The sequence below is a fragment of the Variovorax glucosi genome, assembly GCF_051216695.1.
In the GTDB taxonomy this organism is placed as follows: Bacteria; Pseudomonadota; Gammaproteobacteria; order Burkholderiales; family Burkholderiaceae_C; genus Variovorax.
On sequence record NZ_JBPJZE010000003.1, the window covers coordinates 709,544 to 726,512 of the forward strand.

Genomic DNA, 16,969 nt, shown 5'->3' on the forward strand with positions numbered 1-16,969 from the left:
GCCTCCTGCGAGATCAGTCGACCCTGCCTTTCGGCGCGCTGATGCTCGCCGCCTCCGTGAGCGGCTGGGCCCAGACTGCACCCGTCGGCAATACGCTCGGCACCGTGACCGTGATCGAGCAGGCCGAAATCCAGGGCAAGGACCAGGTCCAGACCAAGCGCACCAGCATCGGCAAGGGCACGCAGGACATCCGCGACATACCGCAGTCGATCAACGTGATCACCGAGAAGCTGATCGACGACGTCAAGCTCGACACGCTCAAGGACGCGCTCCATTACTCGGCCGGCATCACCTTCGCCGCGACCGAGAACGGCACCGACCAGGACATCCGCCTGCGCGGCTTCCCGGTCGCGACCACCGGCGACCTGCTGATCGACGGCATGCGCGATCCGTCGCAATACGAACGCGACACCTTCAATCTCGACCGGATCGAGGTGCTGCGCGGTTCGGCCTCGATGATCTTCGGCCGTGGATCAACGGGCGGCGTGATCAACCAGGTAACCAAGAAACCGCTGCTGGCCGACCAGACCGACCTGGTCGGCACCGTCGGTTCGCGCGGCTACTACCGCGGCACCGCCGACGTCAACAAGCGCCTGGGCGAAGACTCCGCTTTCCGCCTGAACGCGATGTGGAACAAGGCCGACAACAACGGCGCCAAGATCGACAAATACGGCATCGCGCCGAGCTACAGCTGGGGCCTGGGCACCCGCGACGAGTTCAACGTCGGGCTCTACCACCTGAATACTGACAACGTGCCGGTTTCGGCCATGCGCTGGGTAGCCACCGGGCGGACCGGCATCACCGGCTACAACGCGACGACGGGCGCCCCGGTCGTGGGCAGCCTCGGAACGCTGGCGCCGACGCGGCCGGGTACTTTCTACGGCACCCAGGCAGACGTGCTGGAAGGCAAGGCGACGTACGGAAATGCGTCGTGGAACCATATCTTCGACGACGGCAGCGAACTGCGAACCCAGTTCCGCAGCGGCACTTTCAAGCGCAACCAGTGGTCCACGGCAGCCGGCGCTGGCACCACGCTCGGCCAGCCGACGACGGTCGCCAACTTCAGCGACGCCACGATCCTCACGCGTGCCGGCCTGCAGCCGCGCAAGGACGAATACAAGGGCACGTACGTCCAGAGCGACTACAGCAAGCAGCTCGACTGGGGCTCGACCAAGCATTCGTTCCTGGCCGGCATCGACGGCTCCAAGGAAGAAGCAGAGCGCTACCAGAACGACGCGTTCACCAACAACGCGATCCTCGGTCGCGGCCTGGGCACGCGGCCGAACACGCTGGTCGGCAACTCGAACGACGGCGCCGGACTGGTCGGAACGGGTCGGGAACCGATCTTCCGCCAGTCGAGCGGTTACTCGGCCAAGTCCTTCGGTGCCTACTTCCAGGATCTGGTGCAGGTCTCGCCGTACTGGAAGGTGCTCGGCGGTGTCCGCTACGACCGCCTGAGCGGCGACTTCGACCAGTACGCCTACACCAACCCGTCTTGCGTCACGCGCGTTGCAGCCGGCAACGTCGCTGCGGGCAGCAACGTCGCCACGCCGGTCAACAACTGCGTCGGCGGCAACCAGGTCTACCGTCCGGGCAGCGCCACGCCGGCCATCGCGAGCACCAGCCTGTCGCAAGGCGCCTGGAGCTACCGCGCGGGCGTGCTGTTCCAGCCTTCGGCCGTCCAGTCGTACCACCTGTCGTACAGCACCTCCTTCAACTCGTCTGCCGACACGTACCAGTACGTCTCGCCGCAAACCGCGAACACCGCGCCGGAGAAGAGCCGCAACATCGAGATCGGCGCCAAGCTCGACTGGCTCGACGGCAAGCTGTCGACCCGCGCGGCGATCTTCCGCACCGAGAAGACCAACGAGCGCACCACCGACTCCGACTTCGCGAACAACTCTTTCCTGCTGTCCGGCAAGCGCCATTCGCAAGGTGTGGAGCTCGACGTCGTCGGCCGGCTGACGCCGCAGTGGGAGGTCTATGCGTCGTATTCGTACATCCCAAAGGCGAGCATCGACGCAGCCGGCAGCACGCCTGCTCCCGGCCTCGTCGGTTCGCGCGTCGGCCTGACGCCGAAGCAGACCGGCGCGATGTGGATCAGCTATCAGGCGACGCCCAAGCTGCGTTTCGGCGGCGGCTTGCGCGGCGCGTCGGAGAATCGCCCGCTGGCCGGCAACACAGGTGCTGCCAGCCTTGCGAACAGCACGCCCGGCTATGTGGTCAGCGACATCATGGCCGAGTACAAGTTCACGCCCGACCTGTACGCGCAGGTCAACGTGACCAACATCACCAACAAGCTCTACGGCGACCAGCTGTACCCGGGCTTTGCGATCGCCGGCACGGCCCGTACCGTGCTGTTCACGATCGGGGCGCGGTTCTGAGTCTCTGAGTTTCCAGAAGGCCGTCTTTCCATGCTGCTGCAGATTCGCGAAGTACTCTCCCCTGCCGAACTGGTGCAGGCGAGGGATATCCTGAAAAGTGCGCCATGGGAGGACGGCCGGCTGACGGCGGGCGAGCAGTCCGCCAAAGCCAAGAACAACGAGCAGCTGCGGGAAGACTGCGATGCCACGCGCGCCCTGCAGCAACTGCTGCTGCGCGGGCTCGAGCGGCACCAGGTCTTCTTTTCGGCTGCACTGCCCAAGCAGATCTCGCCGCCGCTCATCAACCGCTATGGCGGCAGCGCGAACAGCTTCGGCAATCACGTCGACAGCGCCGTGCGCTTCCTGCGCGACGGTTCGGGGCGCGTGCGCACCGACATTTCCTGCACCGTGTTCCTGTCCGACCCGGCAGATTACGACGGCGGCGAACTCGTCATCGAGGACACCTTCGGCGAACAGCGCGTCAAGCTGGCTGCCGGCGACATGGTGCTTTACCCCGGCACCAGCGTGCATCGGGTGCTTCCGGTCACGCGCGGACGTCGGGTGGCGAGCTATTTCTGGATCCAGAGCATGGTGCGCAGCGACGAGCAGCGACGCCTGCTGTTCGACATGGACAACCACCTGCGGCACCTGCGCAGCGCTTACGGCGAGTCCGATGCCGGTGTGATCGGGCTCACCAGCACCTATCACAACCTTCTGCGGATGTGGCTGGACGTCTAGCTGCAACGCCGCGGAACCTTTTGTATTCCAAGCGAGATATTTCAATGAAACACACGACTATCGGACTCCTGGCCCTCGCCGCCACGCTCTACGCAGCCAGCGCATCGGCCCAGTTCGTCAACCACGACACGGTGAAATGCGAAGGCATCGCCAAGGAAGAAATGAAGCCGCAGATGGACCTGCAGCGCAAGCTGATCGGCGAAGGCTGGAAGGTGCGCCAGGTCAAGACCTTCAACGGCTGCTACGAGGTCTACGGTTTCGACGAGAAGGGCGAGCGGACCGAGGCGTTCTTCAACCCGAAGACGTTCGAGAAGATCGGCGTCGTCAAGCAGGGCACCTGAGCGCAGCGCTTTCGTGAGTTCCGGTCGCGCCGTGAAGGTATGGGACCCGCTGGTGCGATTGCTGCACTGGGGTCTGGTGGCGTCGATCGCAATCACCTGGATTGCCAGCGAAGCGTGGCTTCGCGCGCATGAAATCGCCGGCTACGTCGCGCTGGGCATCGTCGCCGTCCGCCTCGTCTGGGGTTTCGTCGGCTCGGTGCATGCACGATTCGGCGATTTCGTGCGGCGACCGTCCACGGTCTGGCGTTACTCGGTCGACGTTGCACGCTCCCGCGAAGTACGCCATCTCGGCCACAACCCGCTCGGCGGCTGGATGGTGCTGGCGCTGCTGGCATCGGTCGCCGTGACGGGTTTCAGCGGCTGGCTCTACACGACCGATCGGTTCTGGGGGCTGGCCTGGGTCGATCTGCTTCACCGGACATCGGCCTGGACGATGGTAGGACTGATCGTCCTGCACCTGGTCGGCGTGCTTTTCACCAGCCTGCGCCATCGCGAAAACCTGGTCGCTTCGATGTTGAGCGGGCGAAAAAAGCCCTGAAGACGCCGGACACTGGCGGCAGAACACGGCATTGGACTGCAGCGCTGCGCGAGCGACGGGTCGAATCTTTCGCGCCCATCTCATTCAGACAGATCGCCATGATTTCCAACGAACTTCTCAAGCATCCGACCATTCGACTTCACGGAAAAGTCGACGATGCAATGCTTACCAGCTTCCTGGAGCAGATGGCCACGGCCGTCGACGGTACTGGCACCATCCTTCTCGAACTGACGACCACGGGTGGCGATGCGGAGCTTGGTCGCCGCATCGCGACGGACCTCATCCTGGCTCGCGACCGCCTCGGACTCGACATCGTGTTCCTGGGGAAGTCCGTCGTCTACTCGGCGGGAATATCCATCATGTCCGGCTTCAAGCCTGAGAAGCGCTTTCTGACCAAAGATTGCATGCTGCTGATTCACGAGCGTCGTCTGAACAAGACGCTGGAACTCAAGGGTGCGATGCGCGGCATGGAAGCGCTCGTTCGGGACACGCTGGCGGAAATCGAAAGCGCGCTCGAGATGGAGCGCACGGCGTTCGAATATCTCGTGGCAGGAACGGATGTGACCGTGGACGAGCTGATGGCGAAGATCAGCCACTCCGACTGGTATCTGAGCGACGACGAAGCGCTGAAACGCAAATTGGTTGCCGGGATACTGTGAACTTCATGTTTCGTTGAAAGGTTGCTCATGAAAGCCGTCGGATATACCCAGCCCGGAAACCTAGCCCGGGAAGATTCGCTGATCGACATCACGCTTCCCGATCCGGTGGCAACAGGTCGTGACCTGCTGGTCGAGGTTCGAGCCGTTTCGGTCAATCCGGTCGACACCAAGATTCGAAGCAGCGCCGCACCGGCCGAAGGTCAGACCTACAAGGTGCTTGGTTGGGATGCAAGCGGCATCGTCAAGGCCGTCGGTCCCGAAGTCACGCTGTTCCAGCCGGGTGACCGCGTCTGGTATGCCGGCTCCATCGCGCGGCCAGGGACCAACAGCGAACTGCATCTGGTGGACGAACGCATCGTCGGCCATGCGCCCGAATCGCTGGATTTCGCCGAAGCCGCCGCGTTGCCGCTGACCGCGATCACGGCCTGGGAAATGCTGTTCGACCGGCTGGGACTCGTCCCCGGCAAGCAACCCAGCGAGAAGACCTTGTTGATCATCGGCGCCTCCGGGGGTGTCGGTTCGATCATGACCCAGCTGGCCAGCCGGCTGACCAGTCTGACGGTCATCGGCACTGCATCGCGACCCGAAACGCAGGCCTGGGTCAGGGAGCTGGGTGCGCATCACGTGATCGACCACAGCAAGCCGATCGCCGAAGAACTGAAGCGCATCGGTTTCCCTGCCGTCGACTACATCGTCAGCCTGACCCAGACCGAAACCCATATCGCGCAGATCGTGGAAGCCATCGCGCCGCAAGGCAAGTTCGGTCTCATCGACGATCCCGCAGTGCTGGATGCGACCCGGTTCAAACGCAAGGCCGTGTCCATCCACTGGGAGTTGATGTTCACGCGTTCGCTGTTCGGCACGCAAGACATGATCGGGCAGCACCGGTTGCTCGACGAAGTTGCAGGTCTGGTCGATGCCGGGCTGCTGCGAACCACGCTTTCGGAGCGATTCGGTACGATCAATGCAAAGAATCTGAAGAGCGCGCATGCGCTGATCGAATCCGGCAAGGCGCGAGGAAAGGTTGTGCTGGATGGGTGGGACTGAATTATTGGGTTGAAATGAGCGGAGTCGCCAAGTCCCTGTCGTTGCAGAAGGCTGTCTGGACCGGGCCTGATGGCGCCGTTCCTGCATTCGGCAGCAAGACAGGAACCGAAGTCATCGCGACCGATTGGTCGAAAACGCCGCTCGGTGCCCACGCCGATTGGCCCGAAGCCCTGAAGGCTGCGGTTGCGACCATGCTTTTATCGCCGCAGCCGATGTTTCTGGCATGGGGCCCCGAACTCATCTCGTTCTTCAACGATGCCTACCGCCCCATCCTGGGCGCCAAGGTCGAAGGGGCGATCGGGCGACCGTTCGCGGCACTCTGGTCCGACGTCTGGTCGGACATCGAGCCTATCGTCCAGAGGGCGCTTGCCGGCGAGGGCTCGGTCTTCAGCGACATGCCGCTTCTGATGTCGCGCAACGGCTACCCCGAGCAGACCTGGTGGTCCTTTTCCTATACGCCGCTGTGCGACGGGTCGGGTGTCGTTCGAGGCGTGTTCTGCGTGACGTCGGAAACCACCGAAGGAGTGACGGCCGAGCGACAACTGCTGAGGAGCGAGGCGCGGCAGCGACTCCTCCTTCAGCAGATGCCGGGCTTCGTCGCACTGCTGGACGGTCCCGACCATGTATTCGAGTATGTCAACGATGCCTATGTAGCGATCTTCGGCGCCCGCGATTTCGTCGGTCGGGATGTGCGTACAACATTCCCGGAGCTTCACGGTCGGGGTTTCTTCGAGTCGCTCGATCAGGTGTACCTGACAGGCGAGTCGATCTCGGCCAAAGCTGTGCCGATGCGGTTGAGCGGCGAGAGCGAGGATCGCTACATCGACTACATGTACCAGCCGGTTCGCGACGACGCAGGAAAGGTGACCGGCATCCTTGTCGGCGGTTACGAAGTCACTAACCGCGTGCAGGCAGAAATGACCATCCGTGCCGAGCGCGATCAGGCACGGCAGCGGGAAATGGCGGAGCGGGTCGATGCCGAACGGGTGCAACTTGCCTTGGCAGCCGGAGCCATCATCGGGACGTGGGTCTGGGATCTCCCGACCGACCGTTTTACCGTCGACGAGGCGTTTGCCACGGCCTTCGGTCTTGACCCTGCGCTTGGCCGCGTCGGGCTTCCGCTGGCTCAGATCATCGAGACGGTGCATCCGGACGATCAGGCAGGACTTCACGAGGCGATTGGCGCAGTTCTGAAAACGGGCGGGCCTTACGCGCACCAGTATCGGGTTCGACGCCGCGACGGACGCTACCGCTGGCTGGAGGCGAACGGGCGTGTGGAGCTTGACGCGGATGGGACACCGCAGCGGTTTCCTGGCGTCCTCCTCGATGTCGCAGCACGGCGCCGGGAGTTCGCGCTGGCTGAACTGAGCGAACACGTGCGTACGCTGGATACGTCGGACGACATTGCATTCGCAGCCTCCGAAACCTTGGGCATTGCGCTGGACGTTTCTCGCGCCGCCTATGGCGCCATCGACGCTACGGGTCGACGCATGACCATCAAGCGCGACTGGATCGCGGAAGGACAGCTGAGTATTGCGGGCGATCACGATTTCGAGGTCTACGGGTCGTACATCTTGGCGCTGCGTCGTGGCGAAGACGTTGCCATCGACGATGTGGGTTGCGATGCAAGGGTTCCGGATCGTGGTGCGAACTTTCGGCCTTTCGATGTCGGCGCGTTGGTCAATCTCCCTCTGATGGAGCGGGGCCGACTCAAGGTGGTTCTGTGCCTGACGCACAGTCGTCCGCATGCGTGGACCGCGGGCGAACTTGCGTTCGCCCGCCGGGTCATGGACCGTGCCGAGGTCGAGATTGCCCGACGAGCCGCCGAGCACGAGTTGCGTGAACTGAACAAGACTTTGGAGCAGCAGGTCGCCACGAAGACAGCGGAACGCGATCGCATCTGGCAACTTAGCGGCGACATGCTCGGCGTTGCAGACGATCGGGGTGTCTGGCTGTCCATCAACCCTGCCTGGACGCGAATACTCGGATGGGAGCCGGCCGAGATCGTCGGTCGAACGTCGGAGTGGATCGAGCATCCGGACGACGTCCCCAAGACAAGGGCCGAAGTCCAGCGACTCGCCTCTGGACTGAGGACTGCCGAATTCGAGAATCGCTTTCGTACCAAGGACGGTGACTACAGGACGCTTTCCTGGACCGCGGTTCCGGAAGACGGTCTGCTCTACTGCGTGACGAGGGACGTTACCGTCGATCGCGCACAAGCCGCGGCCCTGGCCGACCAGGCGGCAAGCCGGGAAAGGACCTGGCGCTACAGTCCTGATTTGCTGTCCGTCCTCGACTTGCCGACGATGGCGTTCGACCGGGTCAATCCGGCCTGGACTGCTTCGCTCGGTTGGTCGATCGACGAGATAGAAGCCAGATCGTATGAAGATTTCGTGCATCCGGACGATGTCTCCGCCAGCATTTCCGCCTTCGAGAAGGTTCGCCGCGGTGAACCGGTGCTGGGGTTCGAGAATCGCTACCGGACCAAGGACGGAGGCTGGCGGCACTTGGCTTGGGTGGCGTTGCCCGACGGGAACAAGTTGTACTCGAGCACGCGCGACGTGACCCAGGAAAAGGAACAGGCCGAAGCACTTGCCGCTGCCGAGGAAGCGCTGCGGCAAAGCCAGAAGATGGAGGCCGTCGGCCAGTTGACCGGCGGATTGGCGCACGACTTCAACAATCTTCTTGCCGCGATCTCCGGGTCGCTGGAATTGATGAAGATGCGTATTCAGCAGGGACGCACCGATTCCCTCGACCGCTACATGAATGGCGCTCAGGGAGCGACCAAACGTGCTGCCGCGCTGACACATCGCCTGCTCGCCTTTTCGCGTCGCCAGACGCTGGAGCCCAAACCTACCGATATCGACCGCCTCGTCGCCGGTATGGAAGACATGGTCCGACGCACGGCAGGACCAGAGATCGCGGTCGAGATCCACGGCATGGCCGACCTCTGGTCGACGCTGGTCGATCCGAACCAGCTCGAGAATGCGTTGCTCAACCTCTGCATCAACTCGCGCGATGCAATGCCCGACGGCGGCCGCATCGTGATCGAAACTCGCAACCGATCGATCGGTGGAGGTTTGGCCGTCCAGCGCGACATGCCAGTGGGCGACTACGTGTCTCTGGCGGTATCGGACGACGGTGTGGGAATGCCGCCGGAGGTCGTAGAGCGTGTGTTCGAGCCATTCTTCACGACGAAACCGATCGGCCTGGGTACCGGTCTGGGCCTGTCGATGATCTACGGATTCGCCAAACAATCGGGTGGACAGGTCCGGGTGCATTCGGAGGTCGGCAAAGGCACGACCGTCATGATCTTCCTGCCTCGACACACGACGCCCGAGCAGATCGCTCAACAGGTGAAGGTCGACGTGGCAGATCACCAGGCCAATCTAGGCGAGACGGTCCTGGTCGTCGACGACGAACCGATGGTGCGCATGCTCGTCGTCGAGATTCTCGAAGACCTGGGTTATCGGGCGCTAGAGGCCGGCGACGGGATCGAAGGACTCGAGATCGTGCGGTCCGGTGTCCGGATCGACCTGCTGATCACCGATGTGGGGCTGCCCAAGGGCATGAACGGACGACAGTTGGCAGATGCGGCCCGAACGCTGCGTACCGGGCTCAAGGTGCTTTTCATCACAGGCTATGCCGATACGGCCGTCCTCAGGCACGACCACCTGGAGCAGGGCATGCAGGTGATCACGAAGCCCTTCGATCTGATGGCACTGGCAAAGAGAATCCAGGAAATGATTCGCGATTGATCTGCCGAGCGGGCGATGCTCAGTTTGCCGGTGATTTGCGCTGCCGTTCCGTCAAAGGCCGAACGCGTAATCGACCGTGATCGGTGCGTGATCCGAGAACTTCATCGTCTTGTAGATGTGTTCGCTGCGCGCCAGGGCTGCGGTGGCTGGCGTCGCCAGGTGATAGTCCATGCGACAAAAAACCTACACACAGATCTCGACGTCGCTCGCGTGCCAAACGACCGCGATCGGCTGACGCGCCGGTCACACCGGCAAGCGGAGATCGCTTAAGACCGACCTCTGCATCTTGGCACCCGCCAGTACGCACGCATCCTAGATCGTTAGGTTGTTCAGCTCGGCTTGGATCCAGCGGACTACGGGACGCACTCCATGCGGCGCACGAAAGCAACGCTCATCTACCGCCGAACCAAGAATCTCCGGGCTGTGCAGCTGCTGCTTGGACATTCCAAGCTCGAGTCGACCGTCCGCTACCTCGGCATCGAGGTCGACGACCTCGAGATTTCTGAGCAAGCCGAGATTTAGGGGTCTTTAGCGGGAAAGCGCACCGGCTCCGCCGGTGCGGCCGGCACCGCTAGTTCGAACAGTTGCCGAGCTTGAACTTGGCATGCAGCACGACGCCGGAGGCAACTGGCGGCATCCGAGGCAGCAACGGTATAGGCGCGTAAGCCGCGTCCGAAGAAGGTTGACGTCCGCGTGTGCAGGTTCAGATTAGGTCGCGGGACTGTCTTCAGGCTGCTTTCTTACCTTTCAACGGGAGCTGCAGCTCCTCAACGTCCAACGTGAAGTTCAGGGGAACCTGAATCGGGTCTTTGTCCTGGTTTTTGCCGTTGTAGACATCCACATCGGTCTTGAGCTGGAAGCAGTCGCCGACAATTTGCTGCCGTCGTTGGCCGAACGACTTGACGAAATGAGCACGAGGCGCCTTCTCGTCGTCCATGTCCGCCCACAGCGACATCGTCCGGTCGCCCTTTTTGAACCGGATCGCATGCTTGGCCCTGTAGCGCTGCCCATTCTCATCGGTGCGGTATTCCTCACGGAAGTATTGCGAGACGTCTGAAGCAATCGCATCGACCACGGTGCGCACGCTTGGCTTGTGAAGTCCGTTTCTGTACGCCCACTCTGCAACCGCATGAGGATCGAGCAAGCCGTCGCCCCCGACCTCGAACTGGTAGCGCTCAATGTATGCCTTTACCTGGTTTCCGTAGGCGGACATGTGAATCCCCAATGGCGGTGGTTACTCGGTAAACGATCCCCAGCCGTCGACATCGGCGGAGGGCAATACGAATGCGCGCACCTTCACCTGGTGCTTGCGCAGGAAGTCGTGGCGGTCAAGGCGGCGCTGTAGCTGCCCGACCACCAGTCCCGGATGGACCTGGATGCGTTGAGCGAACCGAAGCACCCTTTCCTCAGAGAAATACGGCTGCACTCGCGCGACGAAGTCATCAAGCTCGGCCTTAGCGACACAGAAGTTGGCACCAGCGGCATTGGCCAAACGCTCACACTCGGGCAGATCAGCTCTCGAGTCACCAACGTCGGTGTCGATGATCGCGCGGTTTTCTGCCTTGCCGTCCTCGCGCAGAACGTGCTCAAGCTCGTGGCGAAGCACAAACCAGAAGTTGTCGATGCGGTCGAACCGCAGCGTCATGCCAACAACTGGCTTGTCGCTGTCCAGCCAGAAACAAGCACCGTCCATCTTCGATCCGGCCAACGACTCGACAAAGACCAGCCGAACGCCGGCTTCTGCGACGATGCGCGGGACATTGCGAATCTCTTCGGGAGCGAGGATCAGCGCCCGTAGCTTCTCAATGGCCGACAGCAACTTTGCCTTTGAAAACGTCGGAACAACTTGTTGACTTGCGATGGCACGCACCCGGAACAGCCATGCGAGCTGCAGCGGCGTGGTGTCTGCCATGGCGTGCGTCTTCTTCGCGGCGTGGCTCAACTGAGGAGTCGCCGTGACATCCGCGATGCCAAAAAACTCGCAAAAGCGCTGCTCCATGACTTCGATGCTCTCGCTGGCCCGCACCCACCCACGGCGCAGCATCTCGCGCACAGGAAACTGGGTGTACAGGCGGGCTTTACGCGCCACGTTGTCGTTGGGCACGGTCACCTTGGAGAGCTGGAATTGGCTCTCTAGGCTCATCCAATAGTCTGGCGACGTGCCAAAGGCCTCCCCGAGACCTTTGGCCGTTTCCGGCGTGATGGCTCGCTTGCCTGCGATGAGCTCGCTCACAAGCCGTGGCGGGCGATCTAGGATGTCTGCCAGTTCCTGCTGGCTCCAGTCCCGCGCCTCGAGCTCCTCTCGCAGGAACTCGCCTGGCGGGAACACCTCGGCGGGTACTCGTGCGTTCATAGGCTCTCCAAAACTTCTAGTGGTAGTCAACGATTTCGACGATGCCGATGACTTTGCAAGGGTGGTCTCCGCGGATTTCTAAGATCAGGCGCCACTGCAAGTTCAGCCGCACAGAGTGCTGACCCTGGCGATTCCCCTTCAGCTTCTCAAAGTGCAAAGACTTCAAAGCCATGAAGTCACGCTCATCTCGAAACGCCCGAATCTGCTGCATCCGTTTTCGGTACGCCCGAACAATGTCCTGCGAGAAGCCGGCAGTGAACTGCGGGTCGGTCTCGAGGCGGTCTAGGTCGTCATCGTCGAACTCCAAATCCATGGAGCAAGTCTAGACAAAATGGCCACCCTAGTCAACACCGTCTTTACACCAGGTGTAAAGACGGTGTTTTGTTCATTAAAGAGGCGAGGCGGAGTTCGGCACCTGCGAAAGAAGCCACGCGACGCCAGTCGCAGTGTGTTCGTCGACGACGAGCTCTAGGCCCAACTGGATCAATGGGGCTTCCTCGCGTCCATGCACCGCATGCCTGTTGAAGGCATCGAGCTCACCATCCTACAGGCCACTGGAAGTTCGCACCCGCTGGACGTGACTTTCATGGCATCTTCGAGGTCAGCGCCCACTACGGCCCAGGCCACAATCGGGGCAGGGGAAAGATGAGGAGAACGAACCGTGAGCGATTGGGATTTTCTGTACGAAATGAACGACCGTGGCTACAGCGCCGAGGACATCGCTGACGCTGCCGCTTGCGGCTATGCCCCTTGGGAAGCGGAGTACATCGACAGAGAGTGGGCCGAAGAGCAGCTTGGGGGCGAGCCAGAAGAGGATGCCCGCTCAGTTCAACCCGTCCGGAGCAGAGACGGCTTTCCATTTAGCATCCTGAAGCAGACGGAAATCTTCCAAGACTTGGTCGCCTGCGCCGAGCGGCATTTCGTGAACACCGGCCGATACCTTCAGGTTTGGGGCGAACTGGGGGAAATCTACGCAGAGATCAAGTTTGGTCTTCGCCGTCACGCGACCCACGCGCCAGGCTCTGACGGCACGATTGACGGCAAGCGGGTCGAGGTGAAGACCATCTCACCCGAAAAGACCAGCGACCACGTAATGGTCAAGAGACAAGGCAACTTCGAGAAGCTGCTGATCATCCGCATTGATCGGCACTTCCAGTTCCAAGGCAAGCTCATCGACCGAAGCGAGTTAAGCGGCGGCGCGGGCAAGTACCTCAAGGGGCGGCTTCCCTGACGCTGTGACCGCAGCCGAGCAAGATGCCATGTTGGTGGATGAAGGGCGGTTTGCAGTCGCTCGCTGCCGACGACAGAAAGACTGCTTACGCTGCAAAGCGGCCCCTGAATCTTCGACAACGAACGATTTCCTTGAGCCCGAAGCGGAGCCAAGCACCGTCCGATCAAAGGTCGAACTCGTAATCCACAGTGATCGGCGCGTGGTCGCTGAATTTCACCGTCTTATAGATGTGTTCACTGCGTGCGAGTGCCGCCATGCTTGCAGTAGCCAAGTGGTAGTCCAGCCGCCACCCCACATTCTTCGCATAAGCCTGCCCCCGATTGCTCCACCAGGTATACGCGTCGCCGGTCGTGTCGGGCTTGAGCATCCGGTACACATCCACAAGCCCGGCGCCTTCCGCACCGGCGTCGAGCAGACGCGTCATCCAGGCGCGTTCTTCGGGCAGGAAGCCGCTGTTCTTCATGTTGCCCTTGAAGTTCTTCAAGTCGATTTCCTGATGCGCTATGTTGATGTCGCCACAAAGGATGAATTCGCGCTCCCGCTTCAGCGCGTTCAGGTGCGGGAAGAATCCCTTCAGGAAACGGAACTTGGCTGCCTGACGCTCTTCGCCGGACGAGCCGCTGGGGAAGTAGCAACTGATGATCGACAGCTTGCGCGTCGGTGTGTCGAAGCGCAGTTCCAGGTAGCGGCCCTCGGCATCGAACTCGGCATCGCCCCAGCCGACGACCACATCGGTCGGCGCGTGCTTCGTGTAGATCGCGGTGCCTGCATAGCCTTTCTTCTCCGCAAAATGGAAGTGACCCTGCAGGCCGGCCATTTTTTCGAAACGGCCCTCCACGTCGCTCGCCTGGACGCGGATTTCCTGCATGCAAATACAATCCGGCCCCAGTTCGGCCACCCAGTCGGCAACGCCTTTGGTGGTGGCCGATCGCAGGCCGTTGAGGTTGAGGCTGGTCAGTTTGAACAAGAGGAATTCCGATGGCTGGAGTGAGTGAGAGAGACAAAGCGTTGGCACAGGATTTCGTTCGTTTTGCGATCGATTCCGGCGTGCTGCGTTTCGGCAAGTTCAAGACCAAGGCCGGCCGCATCAGCCCCTACTTCTTCAACGCCGGGCTGTTCGACGACGGCGCCAAGATGCTGCGCCTGGCCGAATTCTATGCAGAGCGACTGATCGCCAGCGGACTTGAATTCGACATGATCTTCGGCCCGGCGTACAAGGGAATCCCGCTCGGCGCCACGGTCGCGGCCGAACTCGCCCGGCGCGGCAAGAATGTGCCTTTTGCATATAACCGCAAGGAAGCCAAGGACCACGGCGAGGGCGGCGTGCTGGTCGGCGCGTCGCTTCGCGGACATGTTCTGGTGATCGACGACGTGATGTCCGCCGGCACTGCGGTGCGTGAATCCATCGCCACGATCAAGGCTGCAGGCGCAACGCCGCACGCGGTCGCCATCGCGTTGGACCGGCAGGAAAAAGCGACGGAAAACGGTGCGGACGTCGACTACAGCGCTGTTCAATACGTCAGGAACCAGCTGGGACTCACGGTTCTTTCCATCGCCAGCCTCGAAGATCTGCTTCAATATCTTCAGCTCAGCGGCGGGGTCGAACTGGAAGGGCATCGTGCCGAAGTGTTGGCCTACCGCGCGACGTACGGCGCAGGCTGAGCGCGTCGTCCGGAACATAGGATTCAGATGCTTCTGCGAAACCGCCTGTTGCCAGCGACCTGTTCGCTATTGGTCCTGTGCTTGCCTTACGGCACGGCGCAGGGGGAGGATAAGGCGCCCGGCATCTTCATGTGTACCGATGCGCGCGGCAGGACCCTGACTGCCGACCGTCCGATCCCCGATTGCGCCGACCGTCAGCAGCGCGAGTTCAGCCCGAGCGGCAACTTGCGCCGCACCCTGGACCCCGAATACACACCGCGCGAGCAGGCCGAGCGCGACGCGCGTGCGCGCGAAGCGGCCGTGCAAGCCGGCAGGATGAACGACGAGCGGCGCCGCGAGCGCGCATTGCTGATGCGCTACCCGACCGCGGCAGCGCATGACCGGGAGCGCACCGAAGCGATGCGCCAGGTCGACGGTCTTGTCGAAACCGCGCGCAAGCGCCTGGACGAACTTGCCAAGGAGCGGCAACCGCTCGTTGGCGAGCTGGAGTTCTATCGGAAAGATCCGTCCAGGGTGCCGGCGCTGTTGCGCCAGAAGCTCCAGGACAACGACGAGAGCGTCGCGGTGCAGAACCGCTTCATCGCTGGCCAGGAAGAGGAGCGACGGCGCATCGCTGCGCGCTTCGACGAAGAGCGCGTGCGGCTCGATGCGCTGTGGGCATCGACCGGCGCGCAGCGCTCGCCGATCAACCGCCCAGACGGGACTTCAACAGTGCGTTGATCTGAGCCGGGTTTGCCTTGCCCTGGCTGGCTTTCATGACCTGACCAACCAGCGCGTTGAAGGCTTTTTCCTTGCCGGCGCGGTATTCGTCAATGTTCTTCTGGTTGGTCGCGAGCACGCCGTCGACCAGCGCTTCGAGGGCGCCGGTGTCGTTCATCTGCTTGAGGCCCTTGGATTCAATAAGCGCATCAATTTGAAGCTGCACATCTTCTAAGCTAATCGAATAATGCGCTGGCACGGCAATCAAAACGTATTGAGCTTTGCCATTACTGTCAATCGTGGGAGTGCCGGACCATAAAGCATCGAACAGCTGCTTTGCCGCGCTGTTTGAAACAGTAGCATCAGAAATTCGTTTGAGAAGAGATGCCAATTGCAGAGCATCAACGGGACTTTTCGAGATGTCGATGTCTTGCGAATTCAGACGCCGAGCGAGCTCCCCGGTGATCCAGTTGCTGGCCAGCTTCGGCGCCGCGCCCGCAGCCACTGCGCTGTCGAAATACTGCGCCAGCGCCACGCTCTGCGTAAGCTGCGCCGCGTCGTATGCCGACAGTCCATGCGTCGCCACATAGCGCTCGGCCATCGCCCTAGGCAGCTCCGGCATTTCGCTGCGCACCCGCTCCACCCAATCCGAGGCGATCACCAGCGGCGGCAGGTCCGGGTCCGGGAAGTAGCGGTAATCCGCCGCGTCTTCCTTGGTCCGCATCGCGCGCGTCTCGCCCGAATCCGGGTCGAACAGCACGGTCGCCTGCTGCACCTTGCGGCCGTCCTCGATTTCCTCGATCTGCCAGCGGATCTCGTAATCGATTGCCTGCTGCATGAACTTGAAGCTGTTCAGGTTCTTGATCTCGCGCCGCGTGCCCAACCTGTCGCCGGGCTTGCGCACCGACACGTTGGCGTCGCAGCGGAAACTGCCTTCCTGCATGTTGCCGTCGCAGATGCCGATCCAGGTGACGATCTTGTGCAGTTCCTTCGCATAAGCCACGGCTTCGGCGGTGGAGCGCATGTCGGGTTCGGTCACGATTTCCAGCAGCGGCGTGCCGGCGCGGTTCAGGTCGATGCCCGACTGGCCGATGAAATCCTCGTGCAGCGACTTGCCGGCGTCTTCCTCCAGATGCGCGCGCACCAGGCGAACGGTCTTCTGTTCGTCGCCCAGAAAGAACGACACACCGCCGCCTTGCACCACCGGAATCTCGAACTGGCTGATCTGGTAGCCCTTGGGCAGGTCCGGATAGAAGTAGTTCTTGCGCGCGAAAACGCTGCGCGGCGCGATGGTCGAGCCCAGCGCCAGCCCGAGCTTGATGGCGCGTTCGACCGCGCCCTTGTTCATGACCGGCAGCGTCCCCGGCAGCGCCATGTCGACGGCGCAGGCCTGCGTGTTCGGCTCGGCACCGAAAGCGGTCGAGGCGCGGCTGAAGATCTTGCTGGCGGTCGACAGCTGCGCATGCGTCTCGAAGCCGATGATGACCTCGTAGCCCTGCACCAGCGGGCCGGTCGGCCGGCCCTGCTGCTGCTCTTCGAATGTGTTGACGGGTTCGCTCATCTCTAATTCCTCGGATTCC

General features: G+C 62.0%; 15 protein-coding genes and 2 pseudogenes. 11 read left to right on the forward strand and 6 right to left on the reverse strand.

Annotated features, from left to right (window positions below):
* The first annotated feature begins 41 nt into the window (after positions 1-41).
* From ACSFA3_RS18045 to ACSFA3_RS18075, 7 genes are all read left to right on the forward strand, one after another.
* Complete coding sequence (locus ACSFA3_RS18045) at positions 42-2,384, forward strand: TonB-dependent receptor (RefSeq protein WP_435506852.1); 2,343 nt, start codon at positions 42-44, stop codon at positions 2,382-2,384.
* Between the two features lie 30 nt (positions 2,385-2,414).
* A complete protein-coding gene (locus ACSFA3_RS18050) occupies positions 2,415-3,101 on the forward strand; it encodes a Fe2+-dependent dioxygenase (protein WP_435506853.1) in 687 nt (228 codons plus the stop codon).
* Between the two features lie 44 nt (positions 3,102-3,145).
* On the forward strand, positions 3,146-3,442 hold the full coding sequence (locus ACSFA3_RS18055; protein WP_435506854.1) for a PepSY domain-containing protein: 297 nt from the start codon (positions 3,146-3,148) through the stop codon (positions 3,440-3,442).
* A 13-nt stretch (positions 3,443-3,455) separates the two neighbouring features.
* Positions 3,456-3,980, forward strand: coding sequence for a cytochrome b/b6 domain-containing protein (locus tag ACSFA3_RS18060; RefSeq protein ID WP_435506855.1), 525 nt, complete (start codon positions 3,456-3,458; stop codon positions 3,978-3,980).
* A 98-nt stretch (positions 3,981-4,078) separates the two neighbouring features.
* Entirely contained in the window at positions 4,079-4,639 is a 561-nt protein-coding gene (locus ACSFA3_RS18065; RefSeq protein ID WP_435506856.1) for an ATP-dependent Clp protease proteolytic subunit, read from the forward strand.
* 27 nt (positions 4,640-4,666) lie between these two features.
* On the forward strand, positions 4,667-5,686 hold the full coding sequence (locus ACSFA3_RS18070; RefSeq protein WP_435506857.1) for a zinc-binding alcohol dehydrogenase family protein: 1,020 nt from the start codon (positions 4,667-4,669) through the stop codon (positions 5,684-5,686).
* Positions 5,687-5,700: 14 nt separating this feature from the next.
* Positions 5,701-9,444: a PAS domain-containing protein gene (locus ACSFA3_RS18075; RefSeq protein ID WP_435506858.1), complete on the forward strand. Its 3,744-nt coding sequence runs from the start codon at positions 5,701-5,703 to the stop codon at positions 9,442-9,444.
* A 51-nt stretch (positions 9,445-9,495) separates the two neighbouring features.
* Here the strand turns inward: ACSFA3_RS18075 and ACSFA3_RS18080 are convergent.
* Positions 9,496-9,618: pseudogene (locus tag ACSFA3_RS18080) on the reverse strand (exodeoxyribonuclease III); the annotation flags it as partial.
* Between the two features lie 108 nt (positions 9,619-9,726).
* Between ACSFA3_RS18080 and ACSFA3_RS18085 the strand changes: the two are divergent.
* Positions 9,727-9,966, forward strand: a pseudogene (locus tag ACSFA3_RS18085) (tyrosine-type recombinase/integrase); the annotation flags it as partial.
* Between the two features lie 205 nt (positions 9,967-10,171).
* Here the strand turns inward: ACSFA3_RS18085 and ACSFA3_RS18090 are convergent.
* Genes ACSFA3_RS18090 through ACSFA3_RS18100 form a run of 3 tightly spaced genes read right to left on the reverse strand, consistent with a single transcriptional unit; the run spans position 10,172 to position 12,110 of the window.
* On the reverse strand, positions 10,172-10,657 hold the full coding sequence (locus tag ACSFA3_RS18090) for a hypothetical protein (protein WP_435506859.1): 486 nt from the start codon (positions 10,655-10,657) through the stop codon (positions 10,172-10,174).
* A gap of 21 nt (positions 10,658-10,678) precedes the next feature.
* Complete coding sequence (locus tag ACSFA3_RS18095) at positions 10,679-11,797, reverse strand: HigA family addiction module antitoxin (protein ID WP_435506860.1); 1,119 nt, start codon at positions 11,795-11,797, stop codon at positions 10,679-10,681.
* Positions 11,798-11,813: 16 nt separating this feature from the next.
* Positions 11,814-12,110, reverse strand: coding sequence for a type II toxin-antitoxin system RelE/ParE family toxin (locus ACSFA3_RS18100; protein ID WP_435506861.1), 297 nt, complete (start codon positions 12,108-12,110; stop codon positions 11,814-11,816).
* Positions 12,111-12,458: 348 nt separating this feature from the next.
* On the opposite strand from ACSFA3_RS18100, the gene ACSFA3_RS18105 reads away from it, so the two are divergent.
* Positions 12,459-13,028 (forward strand): DUF6998 domain-containing protein, encoded by a 570-nt coding sequence (locus ACSFA3_RS18105; protein WP_435506862.1) that lies wholly within the window; start codon positions 12,459-12,461, stop codon positions 13,026-13,028.
* Positions 13,029-13,191: 163 nt separating this feature from the next.
* Here the strand turns inward: ACSFA3_RS18105 and ACSFA3_RS18110 are convergent, their stop codons facing one another.
* Complete coding sequence (locus ACSFA3_RS18110; RefSeq protein WP_435506863.1) at positions 13,192-13,995, reverse strand: exodeoxyribonuclease III; 804 nt, start codon at positions 13,993-13,995, stop codon at positions 13,192-13,194.
* Positions 13,996-14,006: 11 nt separating this feature from the next.
* Here ACSFA3_RS18110 and pyrE point away from each other — a divergent pair, with 11 nt between their 5' ends.
* Together pyrE and ACSFA3_RS18120 are read left to right on the forward strand one after the other, a co-directional pair.
* Positions 14,007-14,690, forward strand: a complete 684-nt coding sequence (gene pyrE, locus ACSFA3_RS18115; RefSeq protein ID WP_435506864.1) for an orotate phosphoribosyltransferase — start codon at positions 14,007-14,009, stop codon at positions 14,688-14,690.
* A 27-nt stretch (positions 14,691-14,717) separates the two neighbouring features.
* Positions 14,718-15,410 (forward strand): DUF4124 domain-containing protein, encoded by a 693-nt coding sequence (locus ACSFA3_RS18120; RefSeq protein WP_435506865.1) that lies wholly within the window; start codon positions 14,718-14,720, stop codon positions 15,408-15,410.
* Here the strand turns inward: ACSFA3_RS18120 and gatB are convergent.
* Positions 15,376-16,950: an Asp-tRNA(Asn)/Glu-tRNA(Gln) amidotransferase subunit GatB gene (gene gatB / locus ACSFA3_RS18125; protein ID WP_435506866.1), complete on the reverse strand. Its 1,575-nt coding sequence runs from the start codon at positions 16,948-16,950 to the stop codon at positions 15,376-15,378. The two genes, ACSFA3_RS18120 and gatB, sit on opposite strands and share 35 nt — an antisense overlap.
* Between the last annotated feature and the right edge of the window lie 19 nt (positions 16,951-16,969).